A 25,896-nucleotide genomic window follows, 5' to 3' on the forward strand; every position below is an offset into this window, starting at 1 on the left:
AGGGAGCCGCACGCATGACTCAAACCAAACGCTACACCGCGCCAACGCTGACCGCGTTTGTCGAGCAACTGTTTGAAAAAGCCGGAGCCGATACCGAGGTCGCCCAGGTGGTGACGCGGGTGTTGCTCGAAGGTGAACTGATGGGCCATCGTACCCACGGCCTCAACCTGGTCAGCCGCTACATCGGCGGCATGCTCAGCGGCCAGGTCAAGGCCAGGGCCGAGAACCTCGAACAGGTGTCCGACAGCGGTATTTCCAGCCTGTTCGATGGCCACTACGTGCTCGGTCCTTATTGTGTCAGCCGTGCCCTGGACAGCGCGGCCAAGGGCGCCACAGCGCAGGGCATCGGTATCGCCGTGGTGCGCCGTGCCGCGCACATCGGTTGCCTGGCCGCTTACTTGAAACCCTTCACCGACCGTGGCCTTATCGCCATGGTCTACTCCTCGGACCCGTCGGTCGGGGTGGTGTGCGCCCATGGCGGCATCGACCCGATCTACACCCCGAACCCGATCGCCGCCGGCATCCCGACCCGGGGCGCACCGATCCTGCTGGATGTCAGCATGTCCACCGTGACCCTGGCCCTGGTCGGTCAATGCCGCGACGCCGGCAGCAACCTGCCGCACCCGGTGCTGATGAGCAACGAAGGCCAGGTGAGCGACGCCCCGGTCGATTTTTTCAGCACCCCGCCGGGCAGCATCCTGCCCCTGGGCGGCCAGGCCTTCGGGCACAAGGGTTTTGCCCTGGCGATCCTGGTCGAGGCCCTGACCTCGGGCCTCGCCGGTCACGGGCGCAAGGACGGCCCGCAGCAGTGGGGCGCCTCGGCCACGACCGTGGTGATCGACCCGCGCTTCTTCGGCGGGCTGGAAGCCTTCACCGACGAAACCTCGTTCCTCAGCAAGCTGATACTGGGCAGTCGTGCGGTCGACCCCCAGCGCCCGGTGCGCCTGCCGGGCCAGGCCGGCCTGAAGTTGCGTGAACAGGCCTTGGACGAAGGCGTGGGCCTGTCGCAGAAGGTGTTCGACGACCTCAACCAGACGGCCGCGCAGTTGCAACTGCCAGCCCTTACCTGATTCCCTTGTAGGAGCGAGCTTGCTCGCGAAGAACTTGAGAACGACGCGTTTATTCAGAAAACACGCGTCATCGTTAACGACCATCGCGAGCAAGCTCGCTCCTACAAAAAAACACAAGAGCGCATCACCGGTGAATGGATCGCCCCGGCATTGCAACCGCTTCAATAACAATAATAAAGGCCATCAGATGACCCCACTGAAGAAGTACCAAAGCATCACCGTTGTCTTCCTGCTATTGATCGGCATCGTCAACTACCTGGACCGTAGTGCGCTGTCGATCGCCAACACCTCGATCCAGAAGGACATGATGATCAGCCCCTCGCAAATGGGCATCCTGTTGTCGGCCTTCTCCATCGCCTACGCGTTTGCGCAGTTGCCGATGGGCCTGATCATCGACCGGCTGGGCAGCAAGATCGCCTTGGGCGCGTCCTTGCTGGCCTGGTCGGTGGCGCAGTCGACCTTCGGCATGGTCAACAGCTTTGCCGGCTTCATGGGCCTGCGGGTGTTGCTGGGGATTGGCGAGGCACCGATGTTCCCCTCGGCGGCCAAGGCCCTGTCCGAATGGTTCGATGCCAATGAGCGCGGGACCCCGACCGGCATCGTCTGGTCGTCGACCTGCCTGGGCCCATGCCTGGCGCCGCCGTTGCTGACGCTGTTCATGGTCAACTTCGGCTGGCGCGGCATGTTCATCATCACCGGTGCGATCGGTATCGTTCTGGCCCTGTGCTGGTTGACCTTCTACAAGAGCAAGGCGCAGTACCTGGCCGAGCTGGCGGCTGAAGGCAAGCCGTTGCCTACCGAGAAACAGCCGCGTGTGCAGGCCGCCGATGCCCAGGCGCCGAAGGTGTCCTACTTCGCCGGCTGGCTCGACCTGTTCAAGCACCGCAGCACCTGGGGCGCAGTCCTGGGCTTCATGGGCGTGATCTACATGCTGTGGCTGCACCTGACCTGGCTGCCCGGTTACTTCGAGCGCGAGCACGGCATGAACCTCTACAAGACCGCGTGGCTGGTGTCGCTGGCCTATGGTTTTGGCGCGGTCGGCACCATCGTGGCCGGGCGTTTCTGCGACATGCTGGTGCGCCGAGGCATGAGCATCCTCGCCAGCCGCAAGTTCGGTGTGATCACCGGCCTGGTGCTCGCCGCGCTGTTCACCTTGCCCCTGTCGTATGTCACCGGCCTCACCGGTTGCATCATCCTGCTGTGCCTGGCGCTGTTCAGCATCAATATGGCCAGCGCCACGGCCTGGATGATCGTCAACACCATCGTCGACAGCCGCCGTGTAGCTTCTTTCGGTTCGATCCAGAACTTCGGCGGCTACATCGCCGGTTCCGTCGCGCCGATCGTCACCGGCTTCAGCATCCAGTACTCGGGATCGTTCAACACGGCGTTCATGATCAGTGCGGTAGTGGCGCTGTGTTCGGCCCTGGCGTACTTCCTGCTGCTCAACGCGCCGATCGGCAGTGCCGAGCCGGCTGCGGAGCACCTGGCAGCGGTGACTGAATAAGAGGGGGCAGGGGCACGGGCGATGAAGCCATCATCGCCCGGGTCATCCACCACTGACTTTCCAGTGTTTGACGTCATCGGCGAACATCATCTGCTTCATCTCATGGGCAATGCCATAGGCCAGGGATTCGTGCGCGGCGATGACTTTTTCTTCCGCTGAAAGGCAATGGAAAATATCCAGCTTGGTCTCGGCGTCAGCCGTTTCGATGTTGTAGATCTGCACGTAGCGCGCCAGGTCGTTGTCCAGGCTCGACAGGTATTCACGCAGGCGCTGGTGGTCCACCGATTTCTGGCTGAAGTACCAGTTCATCGGGTGGATCAGGAAGCGTGAGTGGGGCGAGGTGATGCGGCGCCCGGCCGCCAGGAACATGATGATGCCCATGGACTCGATGTTGCCCGCGTTGATCGCGCAGAGCGGTACCGGCAATGACTTGAGGAAGGTGTAAAGGGTGAAGCCAAAGTTGGTGCTGCCCCCGCTCGTGGACAGATTGAGCAGAAGCGAGGTGGCACCCTGGTCGATGGCTTCCAGGCAACAGTCGCGGAAGCGCTCGGTGGTTCCCTGATCGATCTGGCAGTGAAAATGCACGATGTGTTCAGTCATCGATTGACTACCTGGGTGTGAGGCATGAAGGACACCCCAAGTCTAGTAAACATCGAGCGAGTGATCCGGAAACCTTCGCAAATCGCCTCCCCATCAGGTTCCCGCCGTCCATCGTCTGCGTGCATTTTTAATGGAACCAAACGCCCGAATCCACTCGTCGCGAGCAACGTAATTCGGTTCAAACTTTCTGTTTTACTCATCCTCCGACGTATACGAGCCCACGCTCGTACTAACGATGCAGAGGTGAATAGAAATGGCCAATACAGGAAATAAAAATCCCGGCAATCTTTCCACTGATCGGGACAAGGCGGCTGATGCCGGCAAAAAAGGCGGTCAGGCTTCCGGCGGACAACCATCGCGTGACAGCGATCGCATGGCCGGAGGCGGGCAGGGAACCAACCGCGGAGGCGAATGGGCCGACGACAAGGAAAACATGAACAAACCAGGCCAAAAAGGTGGCCAGGCTTCAGGCGGACAACAAGCCAACAAGGCTGATCAATCGTCCACCGGCGGGCAAGGCAGCGGACGCGGCAGCAATACTGCCGATGACCGTGACAAGTCCACTGGAATGGGACGCAAGGATGATGATATGAGTGGAGGCGGGGGACGTAAGTCCTGATACCGTCTGACCATCAAGCCCCGGATCTTCGGGGCTTGATTCGTTATGCTTCTAAAACCATGCACTCAGCAACCCTGCGCCCAATGCCACCAACGCGGTATTAAGACAGACCAGCGCAAAACCAAACCTTACCAGTTCGCCTTCTTCCCGGGCCTGGGTTTTAGCCAGTCCCAGAATCAGCATGACGATTGACAGCGAGCCCAGCGCCGCATGCCCGGCCGCGCTGTTCTGTACCGCGGCCAGCAACAGGCGGGAAGACTCGGGCAGCATCGCAATGGCCGGCATGAAGATCGCGTTGCCGCCGACATTCGAGCCGGTCATGTAGCCCGACAGCGCCCCGAGCATGGCAACCAAAGAGGTCGCGGCGGTGGGCGACAGGCCCGCCAACAGTTGCATCAGCCCCGCCAGGAAACCGGCCTTCACCATCATCTGCGACATCGCCAGAAAGAAGAAGATGGTCAGCAATGGCCGCTTCACCCGCGCGACCAACGCAGCAGGCAGCCCCGTCTGGCGTTGTGCACTGCGCGTGTGAAATCCCAGCCCGATCAGCACCAGAATCAGTGCCACACCCGGTGAGGCGAGGGGTTTCCAGGTGACCTGGCTGCCCTGGACGATCCAGCTATCCTGCCAGGCGGTTAGGCTCCAGAGCAGTTTCAAGCCGACGATGTAGGCAATCAACAGCAGGTACGGCCAGGCCTGACGCGGCCATTGCACCGAGCCACGTTCGCCATCGCTGCGGCGCAGGCGCCACAGCCCGCAAGTGAGTACGGCAACTGCCGTCACCAGCCCCGCGGCAACGCCCGCCACCTCCGGCCCGAACCAGCGGCTGGCACTGTAGAGCACCGCCACGAACAGCAGCCAGAAAACGCCCAGTGTCCGCCATTCACGCGGCTCGCGAACGCCTGCCAGATACAGGGCCAGCGCACTGAGGCCGAAAAACACCGGCGCGCTGATCAAGGCCGAGGTCGCAGCCAGCGCGGATGCGTCCAAATGTGCCAGGGACGCGCCAATGACCGAGGCCAGGCCCAGGGTTCCCCACGGCATGATCGCCATGCCGGTCAGCGCTATTCGCAGCGCGACCCGGCGCTCAAAAAGGCTGAGTAGCAGGGGGACCGTGGCGATCAATGACACGCCAAAACCGGTCATCGCTTCAAGCAACGGCGCCAGCCCGAGCACGATGAACACGACCTGGTCGCCGCGTCCCAGCCCCAGTGAACGCACCCATTGGCTCAGCGCCAGGTTGACCCCCAGGCGCTCGATGAAAATCACGAAGGCCAGACCCGGCACGATCACGAACGCGGTACTGGCAAACAGCACGGCGGTGTCTCGAGCGGCAGCCAGCACGCTGTCCGGGCGCCACGCGTCGGCAGCACCGGCCAGCCAGAGCACCATCACCAGCAGGGTGCCTGCCATGGCGGCGTGAACGGGCGGCCGGCGCAGCACCACGAGCATGGCGGTCACCAACAGCACAGGGGAAAGATGAAACAGTGCGAGCATGCCAGACGATCCTTGTGTGAGTCTCCAACCAGGCTGCCTATGCGGCCTGCCAGCAAGATAATATTTCTCGCTGCTAGATAAAGGGGCGCTGTTTTCTGCTAGTTTTCGAGAAATTTTCTCGCGGACTGACCATGGCAAAACTCGACGTTGCATCTGAATCCCTGGACAAATTCGACCGTGCCATCCTCGACCTGGTCCAGCGTGACAACACCACACCGCTGCGCCTGATGGCCGAACAGGTCAATCTTTCCACGGCCGCTGTTCAGCGCCGTATCAAGCGGATGGAGGAGAGGGGCGTGATTACGGGCAACGTCGCTATTGTCGACCCCACCGCGGTAGGGCGGCCGATCACCATCATCGTGGAAGTGATGACCGAGCGCACCAGCATCGAGGCGCTGGAGGCGATGAAGGCACACTTTGCGGTGCCCGAAGTCCAGCAGTGCTACTACGTCACCGGCGAAGTGGATTTCGTCCTGGTGCTGACCGTAACCAGCATGCAGGAGTACCAGGCCCTGGCGCGGCGATTGTTTGCCGAAAATCCCAACGTGACCTGGTTCAAGACCATTGTGGCCCTGGATCGGGTGAAGGTCGGGATGGGGGTGCCGAGCGTGCCTGGGTAACAGCTGGTCAAGCGTTATGTGATCTGCACAATGACCGGACCTTCCGTCACGATCGGCGGCTGCGCGTGAATATCCGGTGCATTTTTCTGAATCCATGCTCGCGCGACTTTCAAGCTTGCATCGCTGCCGGCCTTTTCCGTGCAAACAGTCACCGCCGTACCGCCATCACCGGTATTGAGCAATGTGTAGCTGACCAGGCCAGGCACTGTCCGCAGGGCAGCTTCGACGTCGTCTTGGCGCTCTTCCAATCGCTCGAAAAGCTGCTTTGCTCCAGCACCCAGGTAGGTTCTTATAACCGCATACATGGTCGTCTCCTTCGGGGAGCACCGTCTTGATGGCTATCCAGATCCGCTGATGGGTGCGCTCACCCAAGTGTCAATTCACCCCGATTCATTAAGCTTAGCCACACGCCGGCGACAAGCGAAATGCAACGACCACCGGGTGCTTTTTGCAGATTGGTGCCCGTCGTGACCGGCTGAAAACGATCCATAGCAGACGTTCCAGACAGGCTGCTGCTGGCCGATAGACTGAATCAGGTGTCGCCTAGCAGCATGATATGAGTAGCATGGACATCCTCTGTTCGCATGAAACCGCAGTGCAGATAAAACGCGTCTCCTTCGGACGTATCGGTGGAAAGACGCACGTTCTGAAAGCGAAGAGTGGCATGTGCAACCAGCGCTTTTACTAGCGTTTGACCCACGTGTTGCCCCCTTGAAGAAGCTGCGACGTAAACCCGTCGCAGCCTTGCCGTATTAGTCTCGCCATATGGATCAACTGAGAGGCCTCCGATGCCTATCAGTTGCTGGTTGAAATACGCCGCCATAAGGCATTCTCCGGGTGCATCGAAGCGATTCGCTCCGCAGTGCCAGTCGGCAATCAGCCGAGTGAGAAACCTGAAACCCTCTCCAACTGCCTCTTTTTCCAAGACTTGAATCTGTGGCGGCAGGTGCGTGATCTGATGAATGTTGAATTGTTTCATGCATCCGCCTTGATTCGGTGTGAAACCGTTTTGGCTGGTCGAGGATCTTCGTGTGCACTCTATGGCTAGCGGCTTTCAATTCCGAGCTTTTTGTCGGTTCAGGGGAGCTCATTTTTGGCGAGCGCTAGTTGCCTTCGCCTACACCCTCAATAGATCGTGCGTAGAGGGCCGTTGCCTTCTCGATGAGCCTTCCTCGTTCTTGGGGACTGATAACACCCTGATCTTCAAAATCATCCGCGAGATGCAGCAGTGCCTCGTACTGCTCCTCTGCGTCCATCCGAATCTCGGGCTGGCTAAACAGTTTTTCCCATGTTGCCAGTGCTTGGGTTTTGCGAGTGTCGTTCATCACAAAAGACCATTAGGTGTGTGCTTCGGTAGATCCTCATGGAATCCATGAAGTTCGAAGGAGAGGACAATCAGTAATGGGTGCTTGGATAGTCTGCATTCATGGTGATATGGAAGCCGATTCTACTGACGTATGGGCGCATCGCCGATGGACTCTGCCGCAACGACTGCGGTCAAGATGGATAACGGAGTCTGATTCTTTGGCGGTAAAGCCATGCGCCATATCCTTCGTGCTTGCTCGGGAGACGATGATGAACACAACACATTTTTTACCGTTAAAACATGATCGTCATCATCCTCCTTTTGTGAGCAAAAGCCCGCAGGAAAACGCTCGAGCGGATTGGCTCTACAACGCAGCTGAAGAACTTCTGCGCGGCAACAGCGTGTCATTCCAGCGTCGCATGCATCCTCAGCAAGGCGTGACCGCTGAGGAATTCGCCCTGGCAGTGGATGAATACGTGAACAGCCGTCTTGCCGATAGCGAGGTACATACCTCGGCGCTGGGCTGGCTGATCATCACCGCTGAGCGAGGACATGCTGACAAGACTGCTACAGCCGAATTGCTGGGCAGTTGTGATCACCCGTTGGGCAAGCTTGGCGAGATTGCCGAGGCGCTGCTTGAACCTCTCGCCGATGACGCTCTGCTAGCCAAGGCTGAGGATGAGCTATGAGCACACACCTTGGGGATCAGCTAGTTTAAGAACCGGAATCAAGTAGCGACTTAGAGAAGAATGACAATGATCGACGATTCGAAAGTCCGAGAAAGAGCTTATGAGTTGTGGGAAAAAGATGGCCGTCCGGCAGGATCTGAAGCGCTGTATTGGCGACTTGCGCAAGAACAGCTTGAGGCAGAAGCTTCACGTCAAGCTACGGATGGTGAGTGGCCGGCAAAAGGCGAAGCCAGCCGCGTTGATGACTAATGGCTACGGAATTCTTCACTCCGCTGCCGATACGTTTTACCTCGTGCGATTCCGCTGCTCGTGCGCGTTTTCAGCCGGAATAAATTCCGATCCATGCCACTGCCATGAGTCCCACTCACCAAACAAAGTCGTCAGGAAGAGAGGAGTAGATTTTGATTCGCAAAAAAGCTCGCTTGAGGCGAGGTTTAAGGATTCAAAAAATAGCCTTGCCTATCGAAAATCAGTCTGATGATGGTTCGTCCTGCACAGTTTTTGACTTGCCGAGTATGTAGCACGGATGAAGCTGCCCATTGGGGTGAGTAGTCACCACGACGCTGAGGAGCGTCCACCCCTCGTGAATTTTAAGATTCGCATCATTGGTAGATAGAGCTTCCGTGACTTGGTACGCCTCTGACATATGCATGAGATTACCCGCTTACTTGTATTTACTCGTTAGGCATATTTGCAGAGATCGGGTTCCATACACCAATTGGCGGCCCGATCGAGCCTTGCAGATGATTAGTCCGAGGTGACGGCCTAACCGAGAGATGCCTATGGGTTGTCAATGCGGCTGGTCGAAACCCATTGATGCAACATATGCCGACGCGGGTAAGTGACTGGCACGGTCGTCGAGACCTCGGGAGGAAATTACCGCTCTGAGGGTCGGGGCGGCTAGCCGGACTGATAGGCGGGTAAGCATGTAGCCGGTGGTGCCGGATTTCCTGCAACATCCATCCAATGTACGTAGGCTGATGGTTGCAAGAGCGGCTGGTGCTGCCGCACTGGCCTGGCAAATTCAGGACTTGCATTACGGTAAGCAATTGTCAGAACAATCGCGCTGCCGGTATCCCGTCAGTCCTCATCCTTTTCCGCTCGCCGCGCTTCACGTTGAAGCTGGTTCACGAAACTCTGAACTTTGCGTTGCATCAGGCCGCTGAGGTTATGGAAGCGCACACCTGCGAAGGTTCTGTCGATACGCGCTTCATAGCGAAGGTGGCGTATCTCAAGCATCGTTAGATTCACGTCCAGCGGAGCGCTGGCAGACATTCGTTCGTAGATACATCCGATTCGAAGCTGATCTTCAAGATTACCGCCGAAGCTTACCCTGCAACCTGTGGCGGAAATTTCGAGTAGTCGCCCGCGCAGAGCGCCGCTGCGCCGGAGCTTGTCGCCGTCCAGCAAAATATCGATCCGTTGTGCCGATCTGAGCGTCGCTCGGAAGGCGTTGCGGCGCTGAAAATACATCACTACGTTGGGCATACTCATTTGGTAGCAATGCAGGCCGCCCTTCGTGCATGAGCGTACATAGCTGCTGCACTCCCACGCGATCAGCACGCCGCCGTGCGAGCTTTCGATGCGATAAGGCGCCCCGTCTTCCAGGAAAACTGCAGCCTCATGAGAAATTATTTCATCTAGCACGAGCGTGTCGCGATCGCTGTCAACCTGAACCAGATATGTCCTGAAACTTTTCCCTTGTTGGGGAAAGGTCAAGGTCAGAGGTGCACGTGTCTGCACTAATAACTGTAGCGTCGACGCGATTTCCAAAGGGGTGCTCAATACCTGGTGGGGCTGTAAAACATCGACGTTCTCGGACATTGGCAATCTCTCGTGCAAAGATACGCAATCAAGGCATTTTGCCACTACTGCCTTGCACGATAGACGCAGAACGGCGGCTCATCTGCACGAACGATGAACGGTATAAAGTTTCTCCAGTCGTGCGAGTACGCGTTGATGTAAGAAGCTGGGAGGCTCATTTGGACAGGATTCCTGACCATGTATAGGAATTGGGGCCAGTTATCCGATTTAGTAGTCAATCGTGAAGCAATCCGTGGCCTCCGCGCCTCTCTGCGCTATGGTTATTTTTCCGACATATGAGACTAAAGTCGTAGGAGGGCGGGGCATGCGAATTCGCGGGGATGTTTTTTGGCAATGGGCTGATCCGGCGCTTCACCATCGAACACACGACGAAACGTTAGACGACGGAACCTTCATTGATGTCCAAGTGAGGCTGTCGCCTACGGGAAACACGCAGATGTTCATTGGAGTGTATGCAGCGAGCGGCATGGCTTTGCACGAAGAGGCGCTTGATTCCAGGCCAGGTGAATCAATGACTCGGGCTTTAGCGTGGGGTGTGGGATGTGCAAGGCGACTCGCGCTTGGTCTCAAACCTACTGAAAGGCATGTTGCCTAGACCTATATCTGGCGCTTGGTAGGGGTGTGGTCGCCATATTAAGTACGTGATCAGCCTGCTCGATACACAACGTGGCCGACGTCGTGCTCCAGCTGTTGAAAAATTTTGCGATAGATGGCGAACCAGCAGATGCCTTGGATGATGGCTGCTTCTGGCCGTGTTCTACCCATCGCGAACGGCTGTAGACGACCCACAGGGATCGTCTTGGAGTCCTGTGATAAATGTCACCGATGCCAAAATTGAAAAACCCACAGACGTCCTGGTTCGGATTACCACGACTAACATCTGTGGTTCAGACCTGCATATGTACGAAGGCCGGTAACCGTGCGGGCATCTCACCTTGCATGGAGATATCTACGTTTTTTACTCATCTTAGCGATCTGATGAATCCCATGGTTCCTGCAAAAATGACGATTTCTTTTCCGCTATTGCGATGGGCCTATGCTAAGTTCAGATCAGTTGTGAATGGATTTTTCGGTTATGGAGAACGCATCATGCTCGCAGTAGGCATCTCGCTACTTGCCGTAGGCTTAGGCACCGGCAATCCTGGCTTTTGGATACCAGGCTGCGTCTTCGCGGCTATAGGGTGTTCCCAAAGAGTTAAACGTCGAGACTGACCATAAGCAGTCAGTCTACGCATGGCTCACATCGCGCAGATCAAGTTGGCATCCACTTATGTGGCAGTAACTGTCCGATTTCACTCGCCCGCTGCGTCGGCAGGCGCGTGAGAACATCCTTCAAATAGGCGTACGGGTCATGTCCATTAAGTCGCGCCGACTGGATCAGACTCATGATCGCAGCCGCCCGTTTTCCGCTGCGTAGCGAGCCTGCGAAGAGCCAGTTCTTACGTCCAAGAGCCCATGGTCGGATCTGGTTCTCGGCCCAATTGTTGTCTATGGGTACAGCCCCGTCATCAAGGTAGCGCGACAGCGCTGCCCAGCGCTTCAGGCTGTAATCAAGTGCTTTGCTAATGGCTGAGCCTTCGGGCACAAGATCGCGCTGGGCGATCATCCAGGCATGCAGCATCTCCATTATCGGCGCGGCTTTTTCTTGCCGTATTCGGCGCCGTAAATCCGGCTCCAGGTCGCGGACTTCTCTTTCGATTTCGTACAGCAACTGGATATAGCGCAGGGCTTGCTCGGCGAGCGTGCTTTTATTCGTAGCGTGCAGTTCGAAGAACTTGCGCCGTGCATGGGCCATGCACCCAATCTCGGTCACGCCGAGTTCAAAGCTGGCCTTGTAGCCGCCAAAATCGTCGCAGACCAGCTTGCCCCTCCAGTCTTGCAGGAAGTTGCGAGCATGCTCACCGGCGCGGCTCGGGCTGAAGTCATAAACAACAGCTGCTGTTTCGCAGAACTGGCTGGTGGCGTAGGCCCAGACATAGGAGCGGTGAGTTTTCTTTGTTCCGGGCATCAGCATTTGCACAGGTGTTTCATCGGCATGAATAACCTGCTGCCCGAGTACCACGTCGCGCAACGCATCGACCAGAGGCTGCAACTGCACGCCCGTTATGCCAACCCATTGAGCCAAGGTTGAGCGTGGAATCGCCAGGCCCGCTCGACCGAAGATCGATTCCTGACGGTAAAGAGGCAGGTGGTCGGCAAACTTGGCGATCATGACGTGGGCAAGTAGGCCCGCAGTCGGAATGCCCTTATCAATAACCTGCGCCGGAACGGGTGCTTGGATCAGCGTTTCGCAGTCATCGCAGACCCATTTGCCACGCACATGGCGTTCGACGGTAAACACGCCGGGCGTGTAGTCCAGTTTCTCGCTGACGTCCTCGCCGATGCGCTTGAGGGCGCAGCCGCATGGGCAGTAAGTATTGTCCGGTTCGTGATGGATCAGTGTGCGTGGAAACTCTGCCGGCAAAGCAGTGCGTTTGGGCTTTTGCTTTTGCTCGGTCGGAGCCAGCACTGTTTGCAAGGCTTGAAGCTCTGCTTCAATCGCCGCGATATCGGTATCGATCAGATCATCGAGCAAACTGGCCTGTTCAGGATTCATCTGCTCGCTGCGTTTGGCAAATTTCAAGCGCTTGAGTTGTGCGATTTCATGAGTCAGCTTTTCGATCAACGTTTGGTCGCGGTTGATCTTCTTGCCCATAGTCTCAACGGTTTTACCCATCGTTTCGACCGTCTTGCCCAGCGTGTCAACCTGGTTGTCGAGGCTCTCGACGTGCTGCATCAACTGCGCCGCCAAGGCGCGCAGTTGTTCAGGGGACAGGTGGTCGAGATTGGGGAGCGAAGTCATGGGGCTGATTTAGCCAGAGCAGGCAATTTGCGGCGATAAGTCGATGGACTAATGGCTGCCGCTAAAGCAGTGTGATCGAGCCTCCAGAACTTGCGCGTTGCCATGGCAGCCCGAGCACCAATGCCTGAAGTTGCTCGGTATCCAGTTCCATTTCTGAGCCATGGCGAACGCCAGGCCAGTGGAACTTGCCTTGGTTCAACCGGCGCGCCGCCAGCCATATTCCGAAGCCGTCATGCACCAGCGCTTTCATGCGATTGGCGCGGCGATTGGCGAACAGATAAGCACAGTGCGGCTGCGCCGCACCGAACACCGCAATCACCCTGGCTAGCGCCGTTTCGGTGCCTGCGCGCATATCCATCGGCTCTGTGGCGAGCCAGATGGAGTCGATGCGAATCATCGCAGAAGGTCTCGAAGAAAGGTCGAGCAAGCGGCAGCATTTTCAGTTGGCCAATTAACTTTGACGGTGCCACGCGGGTACTGGATTTCAACACAAATATTGGGCGATGCAGCTTGCGCATTTGCTCCGGCCAGCGGCATGGGGAGTGGAATAAATGCAGGTTGCAGCGCCGTGCTGTTCTGCGTTTGCAGGCGAATCCATTTGTGGACGAGGTTTGCATTGAGGCTATGGCTGAGAGCGATGCTGGCAATCGAAGCGCCGGGCTGGGCACACTCTTGAATGACCTGGGCCTTGAAGGACTTGGAATAGGAACGGCGTGTTGGCTGCATGAAATACCCGCTTAAAAGGCTAGAACTGGTGCCCACTTAAATTTAAGTGCACACCATGTCTTGGCTTTGCGGGGCTGGGTAGATGACTTGGCCGGACGCATACGAAGGCCGCACCTCAATGGAGACAGGCCGTGTATTTGGGCATGAGAACCTCGGTGAGGTTATCGAGGTGGGAGCCGGCGTTGATCGGGTCAAGGTAGGCGACCGCGTTTGCCTGCCGTTCAACATCGGTTGCGGCTTCTGCGAAAACTGCGAGAAGGGCCTGACGGGTTTTTGCCTGACTGCGAACCCGGGTACTGCAGGTGCCGCGTATGGTTTTGCCGACATGGGCCCCTATCAAGGTGGGCAAGCTGAACTGCTGCGTGTGCCATATGCAGATTTCAACTGCCTGGTGCTACCCGAGGACGCGCAGGAGCGTGAAGACGACTACGTCATGCTCTCTGACATCTTTCCGACCGGCTGGCACGCCACAATTGGCCGGGTTGCTGCCCGGTGAAAGTATTGCAATTTACGGCGCTGGCCCGGTCGGCTTAATGGCAGCTCATTCTGCCATGATCAAGGGCGCGTCGCAGGTCTTCGTGGTGGACAATCATCCCGACCGTTTGAAGCTTGCATCGCAACTTGGCGCCACACCGATCAATTCCCTGGAGAAGGAGGCGGTGGATCAGATTCTTAATCTGACCCATGGCAAGGGCACGGATCGCGGGTGTGAATGCGTGGGTTTATCAATGCTGTGACCGGCATGGTCATGAAGCGAACTACCTAACCATGAATAATCTTGTGGCTTCAACCAAGGCAACCGGCGGGATAGGTGTCGTCGGTGTATTTGTACCCGAAGACCCTGGAGCTAAAGATCCGCTCGCGAAGCAGGGCAAGATGGCCTTCGACTTCGGCGCCTTCTGGTTCAAGGGGCAGCAGATTCGAACAGGACAAGCCAACGTCAAAGCCTACAACCGCCGGCTGGCCGAACTCATTCACCATGGTCGGGCCAACCCCGCGCAGATCATCTCCCATCGACTGAAACTCGCCGAGGGGCCTGACGCCTATAAGCATTTCGATGCGCGTGACAATGGGTGGACAAAAGTTGTACTCAAACCTGCGGCTTGAGCCGGATGAGTGGATGCGCCTGGTCAAAAGATCAGGCCCATTCACCAGCTGCGTGACCAGGAGACAAATGATGCGAACTAACGTGTAAGGCTACTTACTCAGCTCCTGTCCAGCCATCAGCAAAGACTCAAAATCATCACTATTTAACGGTCGACTCAGGAAGTATCCTTGGCCCTCTTCGCAGCAGGCCTCTTTGAGCAAATCTAGGTGTAGCCCGGTTTCAATACCCTCGGCCGTTACGGTCAAAGATAAAGCGCGACCCAAACCTACGATGGCTTGAATGATCGATCTATCCTCCTCGCTTTCCCCCAGACGGTTGACAAAACTGCGGTCTATTTTAAGTCCGTCAAACGGGAACGAGCGCAGATAACTGAGCGAAGAATAACCAGTACCGAAGTCGTCCATTGCAAGACGTACACCTACCCGCTTCAGCGCTCGCATAACCTCTAGAGCACCCAATGCGTCTTCAAGCATGACACTCTCGGTCACTTCCAATTCCAGACGTTGTGCTTCTAGCCCCGTCGTTGTGATTGCTTTCTCTATCCGCTCAACCAAATTACCGCGTTGAAACTCGGTCGGGGAAAGATTGACTGAAACAAATAGTTTTTTTGGCCAGCGGGCCGCATGGCCGCAAGCGGTTGTGAGTACCCAGTTACTCAGCGGAAGGATGAGCCCCGTCTCTTCTGCAATAGGAATAAAAGTATCAGGGGATACAAGGCCTCGTTTAGGATGCTGCCAGCGTACAAGTGCTTCAGCTCCGACCATTTTGCCGTCTGCAATGCGATAGCGAGGCTGGAAATGGAGACGCAGCTCACCGTGTTTAATCCCATGGCGAAGATCGTTTTCGAGCTGGCGGCGTTCGATAATCTTGGTGTTCATTTCGTTGGCATAGAATCGCCAGGTATTTCGACCTGCGGATTTCGCTTCGTACAAGGCGATATCCGCATAGCGGAGTAATTCTGCTGCTTGCGTTGAATCGTTAGGTGCCATCGAAATTCCGATGCTGGCACTGACAAAAACCTCTTGATCCTCGATCTTGACTGGTTTTTCAATCGAATCAATCAAACGCCGGCATGCCGTTTCTACTTCCTCAGCTGAGCTCACATCGTTAAGAATTAACACGAACTCATCGCCGCCAATCCGCGCCACGAGATCTCCGCTGCGCACACACTCACCTAGCCGGCGGGACACTTCATTGAGCACCTCATCACCAGCCGCATGCCCGAGAAGGTCGTTTACCGGTTTAAATCGATCAAGGTCTAAAATAAGCATCACTAGGGGATGCTCGGGGGTAGGCGCAGCTTTAAGTTTGCCGTCTAGAAACTCCTGTAACCTCGTCCTGTTTGGGAGCCCTGTCAGCGCATCATGCTGCGAAAGATATTCAATACGCCGACGCGCTTCCACCTCATCTGTTATATCGCTTGCCGTACCACGAAATCCATGATCGACGAGTCCTCGTGCCGATAATCGGGTAATGCGCGCAGTGCCTTTCGTATCGACGTAAGAACATTGAACGCTGATGTTGTGACGGCGATGAGGGATGCTTAGCCACTGTGATACGGCGCCGAATTCCATGTGAAGCAGGTCATCAATTTTTGCACCGATCCAGGCCTCTCGAGATAGCCCTGTAATACTTTCAAATCTTTCAGAGAGGTAGGTGAAGCGCCAGTCTTGATTTATTTCCCAGATCCAATCGGAGCTTGCTTCCGCGATATCTCGAAAACGGGCTTCACTCTCAGCGAGGGCTACCTGGCTTGATTGCAAATGCTCATAGCTGCAATCGAGTGCTTTGGCGGCAGCTGTCGTACGTCGAAGAATGGCCCATATCATGAGGCCTAGCAGAAGAGCAGCTGTGGCAATCAATGGAAGTATAAATCCCAACAATCGGATGCCGGGCTTTGCCGGTTCCCAATGCAATCCACCGGCCGATCCGTTGTCGCCTAGCAGCAGGATGGATTTCTTGTGAATCTCGTCAGGTGTAGCGACGTGCAATCTTTCGATTCCATAATCACTTCCCATTCCCTGCAGCGTGACGTTGTCCAGTGTTTCCACGAAAAGCAGTACCGACGATGGCCCATTTTCAGATTGGACAGTGGGATCCGCTCCCGGGGTTATCGCCGCTGCTGCAACGAGAGTAGGAACGCCGCGAACATTGAGGAAGGTAGTTACCGCTGTTTCACTATCTGCGCCCCGACGAGCTTGGTCGAGCACTGGCCCTAAAGGTTGTCCCAACCAGTCCGCAGCTTCAATGGTCGTCAGCTCACCATTTACGACCGAGTAGACACTCCGGTCTGCTGCGTTTATCACGAACAGACCTGGGAAACCAAAATCGGAATAAAGCGTCGGGCCAAGGTTCTGTCGGGTAAACGCCCAGTCCGCATCCACGGTTTTGTGCAGATGTTTATATGCATCGCCCCAAAAGGCGTAATCCTTGATGGTGGATCGAAGATTTTTTTCAAGCGTCTGAACAGCTTTTTCGGCGTAAAAAGCGCTCCTGGTTTCTTCGGTGCCATCTAGATTTTTCGCCACGAAAACCAGCATGCCCGTAGCGAGGATGAACACTGTGCCCAGTAACCCAGCAAACTTGAATAATGAGGCTCTGGTGAGCGCAACGCTTGAATTCAACGGGGCTTCGCGGGCAGTGATAAAAGCGTCAGGTTTCGACATAACACTCCAAGTGATAAATCTGAGATTTGGTCTCGGTCACTTTTATCGACCGCGGGATAAATTTTTCAGTGACCAGAGCGTAGTAGCTCTTGGAGCCATCGTAAGGACAGATCGTTCATGTTGAAGGCATGATATTGCGCTTGCCAATCCGGGTGAAGGATTGAGACCTATCGCGGGTGTGGGCCCTGTATTTTCCCGAAGTAATATGTCTAGCGTGAAATCGTAGGGCCATAGACAAACGGGGCGTTGCGGTGCTCAGCAAGCGTTTGCCCTCGGCGTCAGTGCGCAGGGTTTCGGTAGACGGCATTGGTGGACTGTGTGTCGCGTTTGAAGATGGTTGTTCGTGGTGAAAGCAAAACGTCAAATCGAGACTCGAGGAATGTTTTGCTGTGAAGGTTCATAGAGAAAACTTTACACGGGGTGCCTGAACACTGCCAAGGTCATTAGTCTTCATAGACCTAAAGACAATGGGCGGCCGATCAATGTTCTATGAATGCGGGGGGCGCATACTTTATAAGAAAGATGAAAGCCTAAAAAGGCTCAGATTCACAAAAAAAGACCATATCAGTTTGACCTCAGATTGCACTGAGTGTGCGCAATGCTTTCCTTGGGCGCGTGAAGACGAAATACCGGTTGGAAGCGATCAGAGCGCGGCGAGCAACCGCTCGAGCTGTTACGCTCCCAGGCATTCAGTAGTTCGACAGAATCGGCTCCGTCGCGCTGCCAGAGTTCAAATGTCCCGACTCTACCATCAGGCGACCTGCAGTACTCGCAGTAGTCCAGGGTGTCACAGTCATTGAATAGTGTGAGCCGCCATCCATCAATCTCAACGGACATGAGGCTGTGTTAGATCTCACTCCAGGATGGGATGGATCTTCGCATCATGAGCGTTTGCCAAGCACGACGTCCGTCAGCACCTGGCAGACCGCGGGCAGTGAGAGGAGAGGTTGTGTTCAAATCATTCTGGGGTCGAGTCATCGCCTGCCGATAGCTAAGCTGCGGTATGAAGTGGCGTCAACAGGGAGTTCGATCCTTCGGGCCAATGGGCCCGGCTAGCCTACAAACTCGAGGCCTATTCACTCAGGCGTCATGAGCACCGCTAACGTCATGCTTATGAACTCTTCGTTCTTGGTGATCGTTGCCAGCGCTCCGCGTACGTTGCCGGCGACCTCCGCCTGATCCGCTGCTCGACCCAGAGCGTCAGCTCCATGATCGCGGCTTCGAGTGCCAATTGATTTTGGTTGATCTTGAAGAGTAGGGAAGGGAGCAGGTCTGCGTTCGACATTGTGATTCCTCCGTGGAAGCGGTCAGCGGAGTAAAGTCCGGGCTCGGCTCCTCCATCGGTGAGCCCTGGCTGACGAAGTGATTGTGATTTGATTACGAAGGCGCGACAGCCCCATTCGAAAAGAGTGATGAGTGATGAGTGAGAAATACCACGTCTAGACCATGCCTAAAGCCCGCAAAAGCGGGCCTTGGGTTGCAAACCAGACTTACGATTGGCGTGCCGTCAATGCCGAGTAGCTGTTCATCAAGTTGCGATAGTTCGGAATGCGCTGGGACAAGAGATTACCCAGGCCTTCGATGTCGTTGCGCCAGTCGCGCTGTAGCTCACAGGCCACCGAGAACCAGTTCATCATTTGCGCACCCGCCTGTGTCATACGGTTCCAGGCTGCCTGTTGCACCGTAGTGTTGAACGTACCGGAAGAGTCGATTACTACGAACACGTCAAAACCCTCTGCCAGTGCCGACAAGGTCGGAAACGCTACACAGACGTCAGTGACCACACCGGCGATGATCAATTGCTTGCGACCGGTGGCCTTGATTGCCTTGACGAAATCTTCGTTATCCCACGCGTTGATTTGGCCTGGACGGGCGATGTAAGGCGCGTCAGGAAACATCTCCTTCAACTCTGGCACCAATGGGCCATTCGGGCCTTGTTCAAAACTGGTGGTGAGAATGGTCGGCAGTTCGAAAAACCTGGCGACGTCTGCCAGGGCCAGTACGTTGTTCTTGAACTCGTTGGGTGAAAAATCCTGAACCAGAGAAATCAGGCCGGTCTGGTGGTCGACCAGCAGCACTACTGCGTCGTCTTTGTTCAAGCGGTTGTAGGTAGCGTTGCTCATGATGAAGTCCTTTTGAAGTGAGTGAATGTTGTCGTTCAACATGGGCTCAGATTAAGGATCTGGAGGGTGGGGAAAAAGCAGGTGAAATGCGTTTGACTGTCAATTGAGATGAGACAATTCAAAACGTTTTGGCTAGGAGGCGTTTCGGTTTGCTCTAGTCGCCAATTCGGGCCGCCGAGCCCGGCTAGGCTTTTATCCGTAACGTCCCAACCGTGATGCCTAGCGGTCAGCACTTTTTTGCGGGCGAAAAAAAAGCCCGCGATGGGGAGGGCGGGCTGGGAATCACAAAAGGAGCTGTATCCACCGTATGCCGATTAATGTGAAAGTCTAGTGATAGATGGCGAACTACTTTCAGCACGCTGCCATTAAGTCGCCAACCGGTAGATATCAACCCATAACTGTCTGTCGCGAAGGTGTGTTCAATATTCCTTGCAGGAATACACTTAATAAAATTAATGAATTTTTATTATTTCAGTATGTGGCGTAGTTTATTTTTCAAGGACATGGAGAACCGCCTTGAAATCATCCCCTCTAAACGCAGCTGGAAAATTTGATACTTCACGGGCCAATGAGTACGGGCGGCAGAGCCGTATCGCATTAGCTGGGTATGACGCCTGCCAGGATCTTGCTGCGTGCATGCTGGCGGCAAGCCTCGGCAATGTTCGCTCCTCGAAAATACTGGTCGTTGGCGCTGGCGGTACGGCTCAGGAGATTATTGCGATGGCAACGCTGGAGCCGACATGGCGCTTCACTGCCGTTGATCCATCCGAGCCGATGCTGGAGGCTGCGGCGCAGCAGCTGGAGGCAAACAATTTGCTCGAAAGAACAAGTTTGCATCTTGGGCATGTTGAAAACCTGGCAGCGGACGAGTCATACGACGCAGCCACCTTGATCGGTGTGCTTCATCATCTCGATGGGGATGTTGCGAAGCGACAAATTTTACGATCCATTCGGGCTCATCTAAAGCCGGGTGCGCCGCTGATTGTCGCGGGCAATCAATATGCTTATGCCAGCCAACCGTTATTGCTTGCCGCCTGGGGGCAGCGGTGGCGCCAGCCCCGATGAAGTGAAGGCCAAGTTAGGAAAAATTCTTCAGGGAGCTGACCCGCCACATTCCGAGGCTGCGGTTCAACAATTAATGCATGACTCTGGATTTGGAGATGCTACTCGTTTCTTCAGTAGTCTGTTCTGGGGGGCCTGGCTAACGCGTAAGACCATTTAAAACGGAAGACTTAAAACGGAAGACTGCTCCTGGCCGATTGCTGTCTATCCCGAAGAAATCCAATCGACCCATTGCTGCCGGTGGCGACATCCATGGCAACACAGCGTGAGGAAGCCAGGGCGTAAAGCCCTGGCAGATAGCAGATGTCACTTTTTCTTTTTCGCCGACTTTTCTGCCTTATCTGATTTCTTGGCCTTTTCTGGCTTGCTATCAGCTTTTTTGGCAGTTTTTTTCGGTTCGATATCTTTTTTCTTGTCTTTCTTTCCGGCAGCTTTTGAAAGAGCCGACGCCGCCGTTGATTTCTTTGTCGTCGATGACTTTTTGTCTTTCAAATCCTTACTGGCTTTCGAAGACTCAGATTTGCTTTTTTTCTCGTCCTTAGCCACGTTCACCACCTCTCGGAGTATGCCGGTATTGGCACGTTGCCTATGGGATTTTCCACAAGCTGATCATTAGGCGAGCGCGTTCAATAGCGGTTCAAACTTTTTGATGGGTTGAGAGAGGTCTCAGGGAAAGCGATCGTTGCGATAGCGTTCGGTCAAGGACTGCACGAGGTTGACGTAGGATTGCGTCTCGGCGTAGGGAGGCACCCCGTTGTACTCGACCACGGACGCTTCGCCAGCGTTGTAACCGGCCAACGCGAGCTTCTGATTGCCGTTGAAGCGCTTGAGCAGCCAGGCCAGGTAGCGCACGCCGCCACGAATGTTCTGTCGAGCGTCGAACGGATCGTCCACGGCGAAGCGCTCGGCGGTGGCGGGCATCAACTGCATCAGCCCCTGGGCGCCGGCTTCGGAAATGGCGTTGGGGCGAAACGCCGATTCGGCATGTATCACGGCGCGGACCAGCGCCCTGTCGACACCATAATGACCCGAAGCGGCTTCGATCTCCCGCCGATAGGAATGAGTGTCGAGGCGCAGTGAGGCGACCTTGAAATCCTTCGGCGCCATGCACAGATAGCAGCCCTTGATGTAATAGAGCTCAAGGACATCGACCCGTGCGGAGATCCCGACGGGGCGCCTGCTAACATACTGACGAACACCCTTGTGAACGAAGGTGAACACCCGAATCCGCACCGCGCCTGGGCTGTCGTCCCGCACAAGCCGTGGCAGGGCCTTTGCCTTCGCGTCGACGCCCGCCATGTCATCCAGGCGAGTGCAGCGGGCGCTGGCGATGGCTTGGGTGGTGTAGCTGATGGCGCCGTCCCTGGCTTGGCACTTGAACATGGCGCTGGCGCACAGTGGCGCGACCAGCAAGGCCAGCTCGATGCAGCCAAGAAGGCTCTTGCGAGCCCATCGCCATGCTCTGGAACTCATCACATCGCTCCGCGCCGCAGGGGCCGATCAGGTCCGGAGCGCCTGACCCGGGCGCTGCGTTTTGAGGACCTGTTCTGAGTGACCCGCCTGTTGTCCTGATAGTTATACCCCTTGTGACCGGCCTTGGAACTTGCGTTGACGTACGGGCTTGGGGGTATTCCGCCGCAAACGAATGTCTCCTTCTGCTTACACAGAGTTCAGTTGTGTTGCATCGACCGGTTGATCCACAGCCGATGACTGCCCGTCGCAACCGACCCAATTTGACTCTCTGCAAGACGGTGGATCAGTTCTTTTAGCCTTCGTCTCTGTCTTCCCGATCTGACAGCCCTGCAAGTGTCCTGCCTGCGATGTAACCAAACGTCATGCCCGGCCCGAGGGTGATGCCACCGCTGGGGTAAAAACCGTTCATGATGCTGTTCATGTCATTGCCCACGGCGAATAACCCTGGAATCGGCGCGTCATTTTTATCCAATACCCGGGCACAGGCATCCGTGTGCAGCCCGGCGAAGGTGCCGAGGCTGCCTGGCACCAGCTTCACCGCATAGAACGGTCCCTGGCGCAGGCTGCCAAGGGAGGGGTTGGGACCATGGAGGATTTCCCCCTGGTTCTGGTTGTACAGCGACTCACCGCGCTGAAACTGCAGATCGCAGCCTTTCTCGGCAAACTGGTTGAACGAGTTGACCGTGGCTTCCAGTTGCTGCGCATCAATCCCGCATTGGCGTGCCAGTCCCGCCAGGGTCGGGTCCTTGATCAAGTAGCCCATGCGAACATGGGACGCTGTCGGGAATGGAAAGGGTTTCGACCAGCCCAGGCCATAGCGCCTCTGGGCACGGTGGTCGCAGATCAGCCAGGACACCGGGGGATCTTCCGGTCCGCAGGCATCGAACAGTGCACACATATAGTCATGGTAGGAGTCTGCCTCGTTTACGAAGCGTCGACCATCCTGACGCACCGCGAGAAAGCCCGGTTTCGCCCGCTCCATCAAATGGGGAAAGCCACTGAAACCCCCGTCCTCGCGCGGCACGCGAGAGACTGGTGCCCAGGCAGCGGCATGGGGCAAGTCGGATGCCACGCGAGCGCCGACGCTTTCACCCAGGCGCAAACCGTCGCCGGTATTGCCCTTGGGGGCAGCGCTCAGGTGTCCGGTGCCATCCGGGGCATGGGCGAACTGCCGGGCAATCCGCTGTCGGTCGTGCGGAAATCCGCCGCAGGCCATCACCACACCACGTCGTGCGCGGATGTCGAACGGGCGTGCGCTGCGCTCGATACGTGCACCGACCACACGCTGGTCCTCCTGCAGCAGTTGCTGTACCAGCGTATCGGTCAGCAGTCGAACGTTACGGTCCAGTGCGCTTTTCAATAGCCGGGCGACCAATGCATTGCCGTTCACCAGGTGCATGCTGCGGCCGTGGCACAGCAGGTCACGGGCATGGCGCAACAGGCGTTTGCCGGCATACAGCATTGAGCGTGCAGATCGGCTCGCGTTGAGAAAGTGGTTGAGATCAGCGCCACCGGCAATACCCATCCCGGCAAGGCTGATGAGGTCCAGCGGACGCCGAAGCTTGTTGATCCAGGGACCCAGCCGACGACCATCGTACGGCAGGGCGCAGAGCGAGCGACCGCCCCTGGCATGACCTTCGCTGGCATGAAAGTCAGGCATCTTGCTGCCGGAGAAAAATTGCACTTCGGTATGGCGCTGGAAAAAATCGACCATCTTCGGGCCTTGTTCAAGGAACATCTCCATGCGTTGGTCGAGCACCTCGCTGTGCAGTTCATTGCGCAGGTAAGTCCGCACTTGTTCGAACTCTTCCACTGTCCCTTCGGCGACTGCCAACGGGTTGCGGGGGATCCACAGCCAGCCGCCCGACCAGGCACTGGTGCCACCGAGCACCGGTTCTTTTTCCACCACGATGACGTCGAGACCAAGCTCGGCACAGGTGACGGCACTGGCCAGGCCCGAGGCGCCGGAACCGATGACCAGGACATCACAGACAAGATTGTCGACGTCAGTCGACGGCAAGACGCCCATGGCGACCTCCATTGTTGTTTTTATCGCAGGAGCTGGCCGCTCCCCAGTGGAAGCGACCCGGCAGGACGACGGTTACTGCAAAGGTGAAAAGTCGGTCGGGCGCAGCAGGCGCGACTCCAGCGTCACCACAGCGTCGAGTTCCTTGTTCTGTCGGGCAAAGTCCTGCCAGCGCGGGTCGGCTGCCATGGCGTTGCGCCGGGCCATGCGATCGTCGAGGCTGGCATAGGCCCAGATGTGTACCACCTGGTTGACCTCACCGATTTCGGTGGTGAAGAAACCGACCAGGTTGCCCAGGTGCTCCTGCTGCACGGCCAATGCTGCGTTCTTGTACAGGACCAGCCAGTCACCCAGGCGGGTCGGTTTAATCGTGTAGGTGCGCAGTTCGTAGTACATGCTGTTCTCCAGTGTGGGGTTGTTGGGTTGTGCTGCGGTCCAGACGGGCCGCGATATCACTCGCGGCGAGGTAACCGAAGGTGATACCGGGCCCAAGGGTGATGCCGGGACCGGGGTAGGTGCCGTCCATGATCGAATTCATTTCGTTGCCGGCGGCGTACAGGCCGGGGATCGGTGCACCGCTGCGGTCGAGCACGTTGGCCTGGCCGTTGGTGATCAGTCCGCGGGCCGAGCCGAGGTCACCGGTGAACAGGCGAATCGCGTAATACGGCGCCTTGTGCAGCGGTTTCAGGCACGGGTTGGGTTTGTGAAGCGGGTCGCCCATGTAGCGGTTATAGGCGCTGCTGCCTTTACCGAACTGACGATCGACGCCAAGGGCTGCATCGGCGTTGAACTGCGCCAGGGTCTGCTCCAGTGCCGTGGCATCGATGCCAGCGATGAGGGCCAGTTCGGCGAGGTTGTCTGCGCGCAGCAGATAACCGGCGTCTATCAACGCGCTGTTATCGACCGGTCGCGGACGGGCCAGGCCCATGCCGTATCGGTTCAAGGCTTCGCTGTCACAGATCAGCCAGCAGGGCGCATTGGCGCCGCCGTTGGCGAACATGCCTTCGACGAAGCAGTGGTAGGAGTCCGACTCATTGACGAAGCGTCGACCGGCGCGGTTGACTGCGATCACGCCGGGTTTGGCCCGATCGGTCACCAGGTGCGGAAAGCGCTCTTGGCTGCCGTCGGCCTTGCGCAGCACCGACACCGGTGCCCAGAAGAAATTCGCCGCAAGGTTGTCGCCAATGGCCGCGTTGACCGAAGCGGCCAGTCGTTGTCCGTCACCCACGTTGGCCGTTGGCGACATGCTCCAGTGTTCCGAGTCAGTCACTGGCCGCTGTTGGGCGGCTTGGGCACCGGCCGCAAATCCGCCCATGGCCAATATCACGCCGCCCTTGGCAAATACCTTGCGGGTTTGCCCGCGCCAGGTGATCTGCACACCCTTTGCGGTGCCCTGTTCGACAAGCAGCGCTTCGGGGGTCGCCTGCAACCACAAGTCGACGCCATTGGCGAAGGCGGTGGTTGCCAGCCGTGCGATCAAGGCATTGCCCACGGTCAGACGTGTGCCCCGTGGATGGTTGAGGCGATCCAGGGCATATCGGCCCATCAGTTTCAGGCAGTGCCAGAGCGATCGCGGCGAGCGCTTGAAGCTGAGGAAGTGCTGGATGTCGACGCGATTGACCATCATGCCGCCGAACAGCAGCATGCCGTCCGGGGGCCGCTTGAGGTCCTTGAAGTGCTCACCCAGCTTGCGCCCGTCGTACTCGTCGATTTCCAGGGCGCGACCGGTTTGCGTGCCGCCGGGCAGATCCGGGTAATAGTCGGGCGACAGTGGCCGCAGGCTGTATTTGAGCTCGCTGTGGGTCTCCAGGAAACGTAAGGCTTCGCGGCCATTGTCGATGAAGGAATCGATCAACTCAGGGTTGTAGCCAGCACCGATCACTTGCTTGAGATAGCAGCGCATCTGTTCGGCGCTCAGGTGATGCCCGGCGGCCCGGGCCTGATCGGTATCGTGCAGCCAGATCGCGCCACCGGAGATCGCCGAGGTGCCGCCAAAGGCTTCGGTCTTTTCCACCAGCAGGACTTTGAGGCCGCGGCAAGAGGCGGTCACTGCCGCCGCGAAACCGGCGGCACCGCTGCCCAGGACGATCACGTCGTAGGCCAGGTCGGCACCGGCAGGGAAGTGGGTAGTCATGTTCATT

The 25,896-nt window shown here is 57.0% G+C and carries 23 protein-coding genes and 3 pseudogenes; 9 read left to right on the top strand and 17 right to left on the bottom strand.

Annotated features, from left to right (window positions below; translation table 11 throughout):
• Positions 1–14 precede the first annotated feature (14 nt).
• On the top strand, positions 15–1,070 hold the full coding sequence (locus tag ACM6I6_RS04750; protein ID WP_414919501.1) for an Ldh family oxidoreductase: 1,056 nt from the start codon (positions 15–17) through the stop codon (positions 1,068–1,070).
• A 187-nt stretch (positions 1,071–1,257) separates the two neighbouring features.
• Positions 1,258–2,574, top strand: coding sequence for an MFS transporter (locus ACM6I6_RS04755; RefSeq protein ID WP_274076734.1), 1,317 nt, complete (start codon positions 1,258–1,260; stop codon positions 2,572–2,574).
• Between the two features lie 42 nt (positions 2,575–2,616).
• Here ACM6I6_RS04755 and ACM6I6_RS04760 read toward each other — a convergent pair whose 3' ends face one another.
• Entirely contained in the window at positions 2,617–3,174 is a 558-nt protein-coding gene (locus ACM6I6_RS04760) for an ATP-dependent Clp protease proteolytic subunit (RefSeq protein ID WP_274076735.1), read from the bottom strand.
• Between the two features lie 253 nt (positions 3,175–3,427).
• Here ACM6I6_RS04760 and ACM6I6_RS04765 point away from each other — a divergent pair, with 253 nt between their 5' ends.
• Positions 3,428–3,793, top strand: a complete 366-nt coding sequence (locus ACM6I6_RS04765) for a KGG domain-containing protein (RefSeq protein WP_274076736.1) — start codon at positions 3,428–3,430, stop codon at positions 3,791–3,793.
• A 51-nt stretch (positions 3,794–3,844) separates the two neighbouring features.
• On the opposite strand, the gene ACM6I6_RS04770 is transcribed toward ACM6I6_RS04765, so the two are convergent.
• The gene (locus ACM6I6_RS04770; protein ID WP_414919502.1) at positions 3,845–5,290 is read right to left on the bottom strand and encodes an L-lactate permease; all 1,446 of its coding nucleotides are present in this window, start codon (positions 5,288–5,290) and stop codon (positions 3,845–3,847) included.
• A gap of 131 nt (positions 5,291–5,421) precedes the next feature.
• Here ACM6I6_RS04770 and ACM6I6_RS04775 point away from each other — a divergent pair, with 131 nt between their 5' ends.
• A complete protein-coding gene (locus ACM6I6_RS04775) occupies positions 5,422–5,910 on the top strand; it encodes an Lrp/AsnC family transcriptional regulator (protein ID WP_414919503.1) in 489 nt (162 codons plus the stop codon).
• Between the two features lie 14 nt (positions 5,911–5,924).
• On the opposite strand, the gene ACM6I6_RS04780 is transcribed toward ACM6I6_RS04775, so the two are convergent.
• The 3 genes from ACM6I6_RS04780 to ACM6I6_RS04790 all read right to left on the bottom strand — a co-directional run bounded on the left by ACM6I6_RS04780 (position 5,925) and on the right by ACM6I6_RS04790 (position 7,235).
• Complete coding sequence (locus tag ACM6I6_RS04780) at positions 5,925–6,215, bottom strand: hypothetical protein (RefSeq protein WP_414919504.1); 291 nt, start codon at positions 6,213–6,215, stop codon at positions 5,925–5,927.
• A 227-nt stretch (positions 6,216–6,442) separates the two neighbouring features.
• Entirely contained in the window at positions 6,443–6,889 is a 447-nt protein-coding gene (locus ACM6I6_RS04785) for a GNAT family N-acetyltransferase (protein ID WP_414919505.1), read from the bottom strand.
• 124 nt (positions 6,890–7,013) lie between these two features.
• Positions 7,014–7,235, bottom strand: a complete 222-nt coding sequence (locus ACM6I6_RS04790) for a hypothetical protein (protein WP_323608289.1) — start codon at positions 7,233–7,235, stop codon at positions 7,014–7,016.
• Between the two features lie 250 nt (positions 7,236–7,485).
• Between ACM6I6_RS04790 and ACM6I6_RS04795 the strand changes: the two genes are divergently transcribed.
• Both ACM6I6_RS04795 and ACM6I6_RS04800 read left to right on the top strand, forming a co-directional pair.
• Positions 7,486–7,905, top strand: coding sequence for a hypothetical protein (locus tag ACM6I6_RS04795; protein WP_323629021.1), 420 nt, complete (start codon positions 7,486–7,488; stop codon positions 7,903–7,905).
• A 66-nt stretch (positions 7,906–7,971) separates the two neighbouring features.
• Complete coding sequence (locus ACM6I6_RS04800; RefSeq protein WP_323608291.1) at positions 7,972–8,154, top strand: DUF2934 domain-containing protein; 183 nt, start codon at positions 7,972–7,974, stop codon at positions 8,152–8,154.
• An 831-nt stretch (positions 8,155–8,985) separates the two neighbouring features.
• Here ACM6I6_RS04800 and ACM6I6_RS04805 read toward each other — a convergent pair.
• Positions 8,986–9,729, bottom strand: coding sequence for a flagellar brake protein (locus tag ACM6I6_RS04805; protein ID WP_323608292.1), 744 nt, complete (start codon positions 9,727–9,729; stop codon positions 8,986–8,988).
• Between the two features lie 304 nt (positions 9,730–10,033).
• Between ACM6I6_RS04805 and ACM6I6_RS04810 the strand changes: the two genes are divergently transcribed.
• The gene (locus tag ACM6I6_RS04810; RefSeq protein WP_323608293.1) at positions 10,034–10,324 is read left to right on the top strand and encodes a hypothetical protein; all 291 of its coding nucleotides are present in this window, start codon (positions 10,034–10,036) and stop codon (positions 10,322–10,324) included.
• Between the two features lie 657 nt (positions 10,325–10,981).
• On the opposite strand, the gene tnpC is transcribed toward ACM6I6_RS04810, so the two are convergent.
• The 3 genes from tnpC to tnpA all read right to left on the bottom strand — a co-directional run bounded on the left by tnpC (position 10,982) and on the right by tnpA (position 13,297).
• Positions 10,982–12,571, bottom strand: coding sequence for an IS66 family transposase (gene tnpC, locus ACM6I6_RS04815; protein ID WP_414919506.1), 1,590 nt, complete (start codon positions 12,569–12,571; stop codon positions 10,982–10,984).
• 61 nt (positions 12,572–12,632) lie between these two features.
• Complete coding sequence (gene tnpB, locus ACM6I6_RS04820) at positions 12,633–12,968, bottom strand: IS66 family insertion sequence element accessory protein TnpB (protein ID WP_323608295.1); 336 nt, start codon at positions 12,966–12,968, stop codon at positions 12,633–12,635.
• Positions 12,965–13,297: an IS66-like element accessory protein TnpA gene (tnpA, locus tag ACM6I6_RS04825; RefSeq protein ID WP_323608296.1), complete on the bottom strand. Its 333-nt coding sequence runs from the start codon at positions 13,295–13,297 to the stop codon at positions 12,965–12,967. Before tnpA ends, tnpB begins: the two co-directional genes overlap by 4 nt.
• A gap of 100 nt (positions 13,298–13,397) precedes the next feature.
• Between tnpA and ACM6I6_RS04830 the strand changes: the two are divergent.
• Positions 13,398–14,404, top strand: a pseudogene (locus ACM6I6_RS04830) (glutathione-independent formaldehyde dehydrogenase); the annotation flags it as partial.
• Positions 14,405–14,494: 90 nt separating this feature from the next.
• Here ACM6I6_RS04830 and ACM6I6_RS04835 read toward each other — a convergent pair.
• From ACM6I6_RS04835 to ycaC, 3 genes and pseudogenes are all read right to left on the bottom strand, one after another.
• Complete coding sequence (locus ACM6I6_RS04835; RefSeq protein WP_323608298.1) at positions 14,495–17,071, bottom strand: EAL domain-containing protein; 2,577 nt, start codon at positions 17,069–17,071, stop codon at positions 14,495–14,497.
• A gap of 1,076 nt (positions 17,072–18,147) precedes the next feature.
• Positions 18,148–18,356 (bottom strand): annotated as a pseudogene (locus tag ACM6I6_RS04840) (hypothetical protein).
• Positions 18,357–18,561: 205 nt separating this feature from the next.
• Complete coding sequence (gene ycaC / locus ACM6I6_RS04845) at positions 18,562–19,194, bottom strand: isochorismate family cysteine hydrolase YcaC (RefSeq protein ID WP_414919507.1); 633 nt, start codon at positions 19,192–19,194, stop codon at positions 18,562–18,564.
• Positions 19,195–19,710: 516 nt separating this feature from the next.
• Between ycaC and ACM6I6_RS04850 the strand changes: the two are divergent.
• Positions 19,711–20,416: pseudogene (locus ACM6I6_RS04850) on the top strand (class I SAM-dependent methyltransferase).
• A 146-nt stretch (positions 20,417–20,562) separates the two neighbouring features.
• Here the strand turns inward: ACM6I6_RS04850 and ACM6I6_RS04855 are convergent.
• The 5 genes from ACM6I6_RS04855 to ACM6I6_RS04875 all read right to left on the bottom strand — a co-directional run bounded on the left by ACM6I6_RS04855 (position 20,563) and on the right by ACM6I6_RS04875 (position 25,895).
• The gene (locus ACM6I6_RS04855; protein WP_414919508.1) at positions 20,563–20,811 is read right to left on the bottom strand and encodes a hypothetical protein; all 249 of its coding nucleotides are present in this window, start codon (positions 20,809–20,811) and stop codon (positions 20,563–20,565) included.
• Positions 20,812–20,922: 111 nt separating this feature from the next.
• A complete protein-coding gene (locus ACM6I6_RS04860; protein WP_274076750.1) occupies positions 20,923–21,729 on the bottom strand; it encodes a lytic transglycosylase domain-containing protein in 807 nt (268 codons plus the stop codon).
• A 292-nt stretch (positions 21,730–22,021) separates the two neighbouring features.
• Positions 22,022–23,758 (bottom strand): FAD-dependent oxidoreductase, encoded by a 1,737-nt coding sequence (locus tag ACM6I6_RS04865; RefSeq protein ID WP_414919509.1) that lies wholly within the window; start codon positions 23,756–23,758, stop codon positions 22,022–22,024.
• A gap of 72 nt (positions 23,759–23,830) precedes the next feature.
• Positions 23,831–24,151, bottom strand: coding sequence for an NIPSNAP family protein (locus tag ACM6I6_RS04870; protein WP_414919510.1), 321 nt, complete (start codon positions 24,149–24,151; stop codon positions 23,831–23,833).
• On the bottom strand, positions 24,120–25,895 hold the full coding sequence (locus tag ACM6I6_RS04875) for an FAD-dependent oxidoreductase (RefSeq protein ID WP_414919511.1): 1,776 nt from the start codon (positions 25,893–25,895) through the stop codon (positions 24,120–24,122). The genes ACM6I6_RS04870 and ACM6I6_RS04875 overlap by 32 nt, the downstream gene beginning before the upstream one ends.
• Between the last annotated feature and the right edge of the window lies 1 nt (position 25,896).

The organism is Pseudomonas sp. IT-P218 (assembly GCF_949767605.1).
In the GTDB taxonomy this organism is placed as follows: domain Bacteria; phylum Pseudomonadota; class Gammaproteobacteria; order Pseudomonadales; family Pseudomonadaceae; genus Aquipseudomonas; species Aquipseudomonas putida_AE.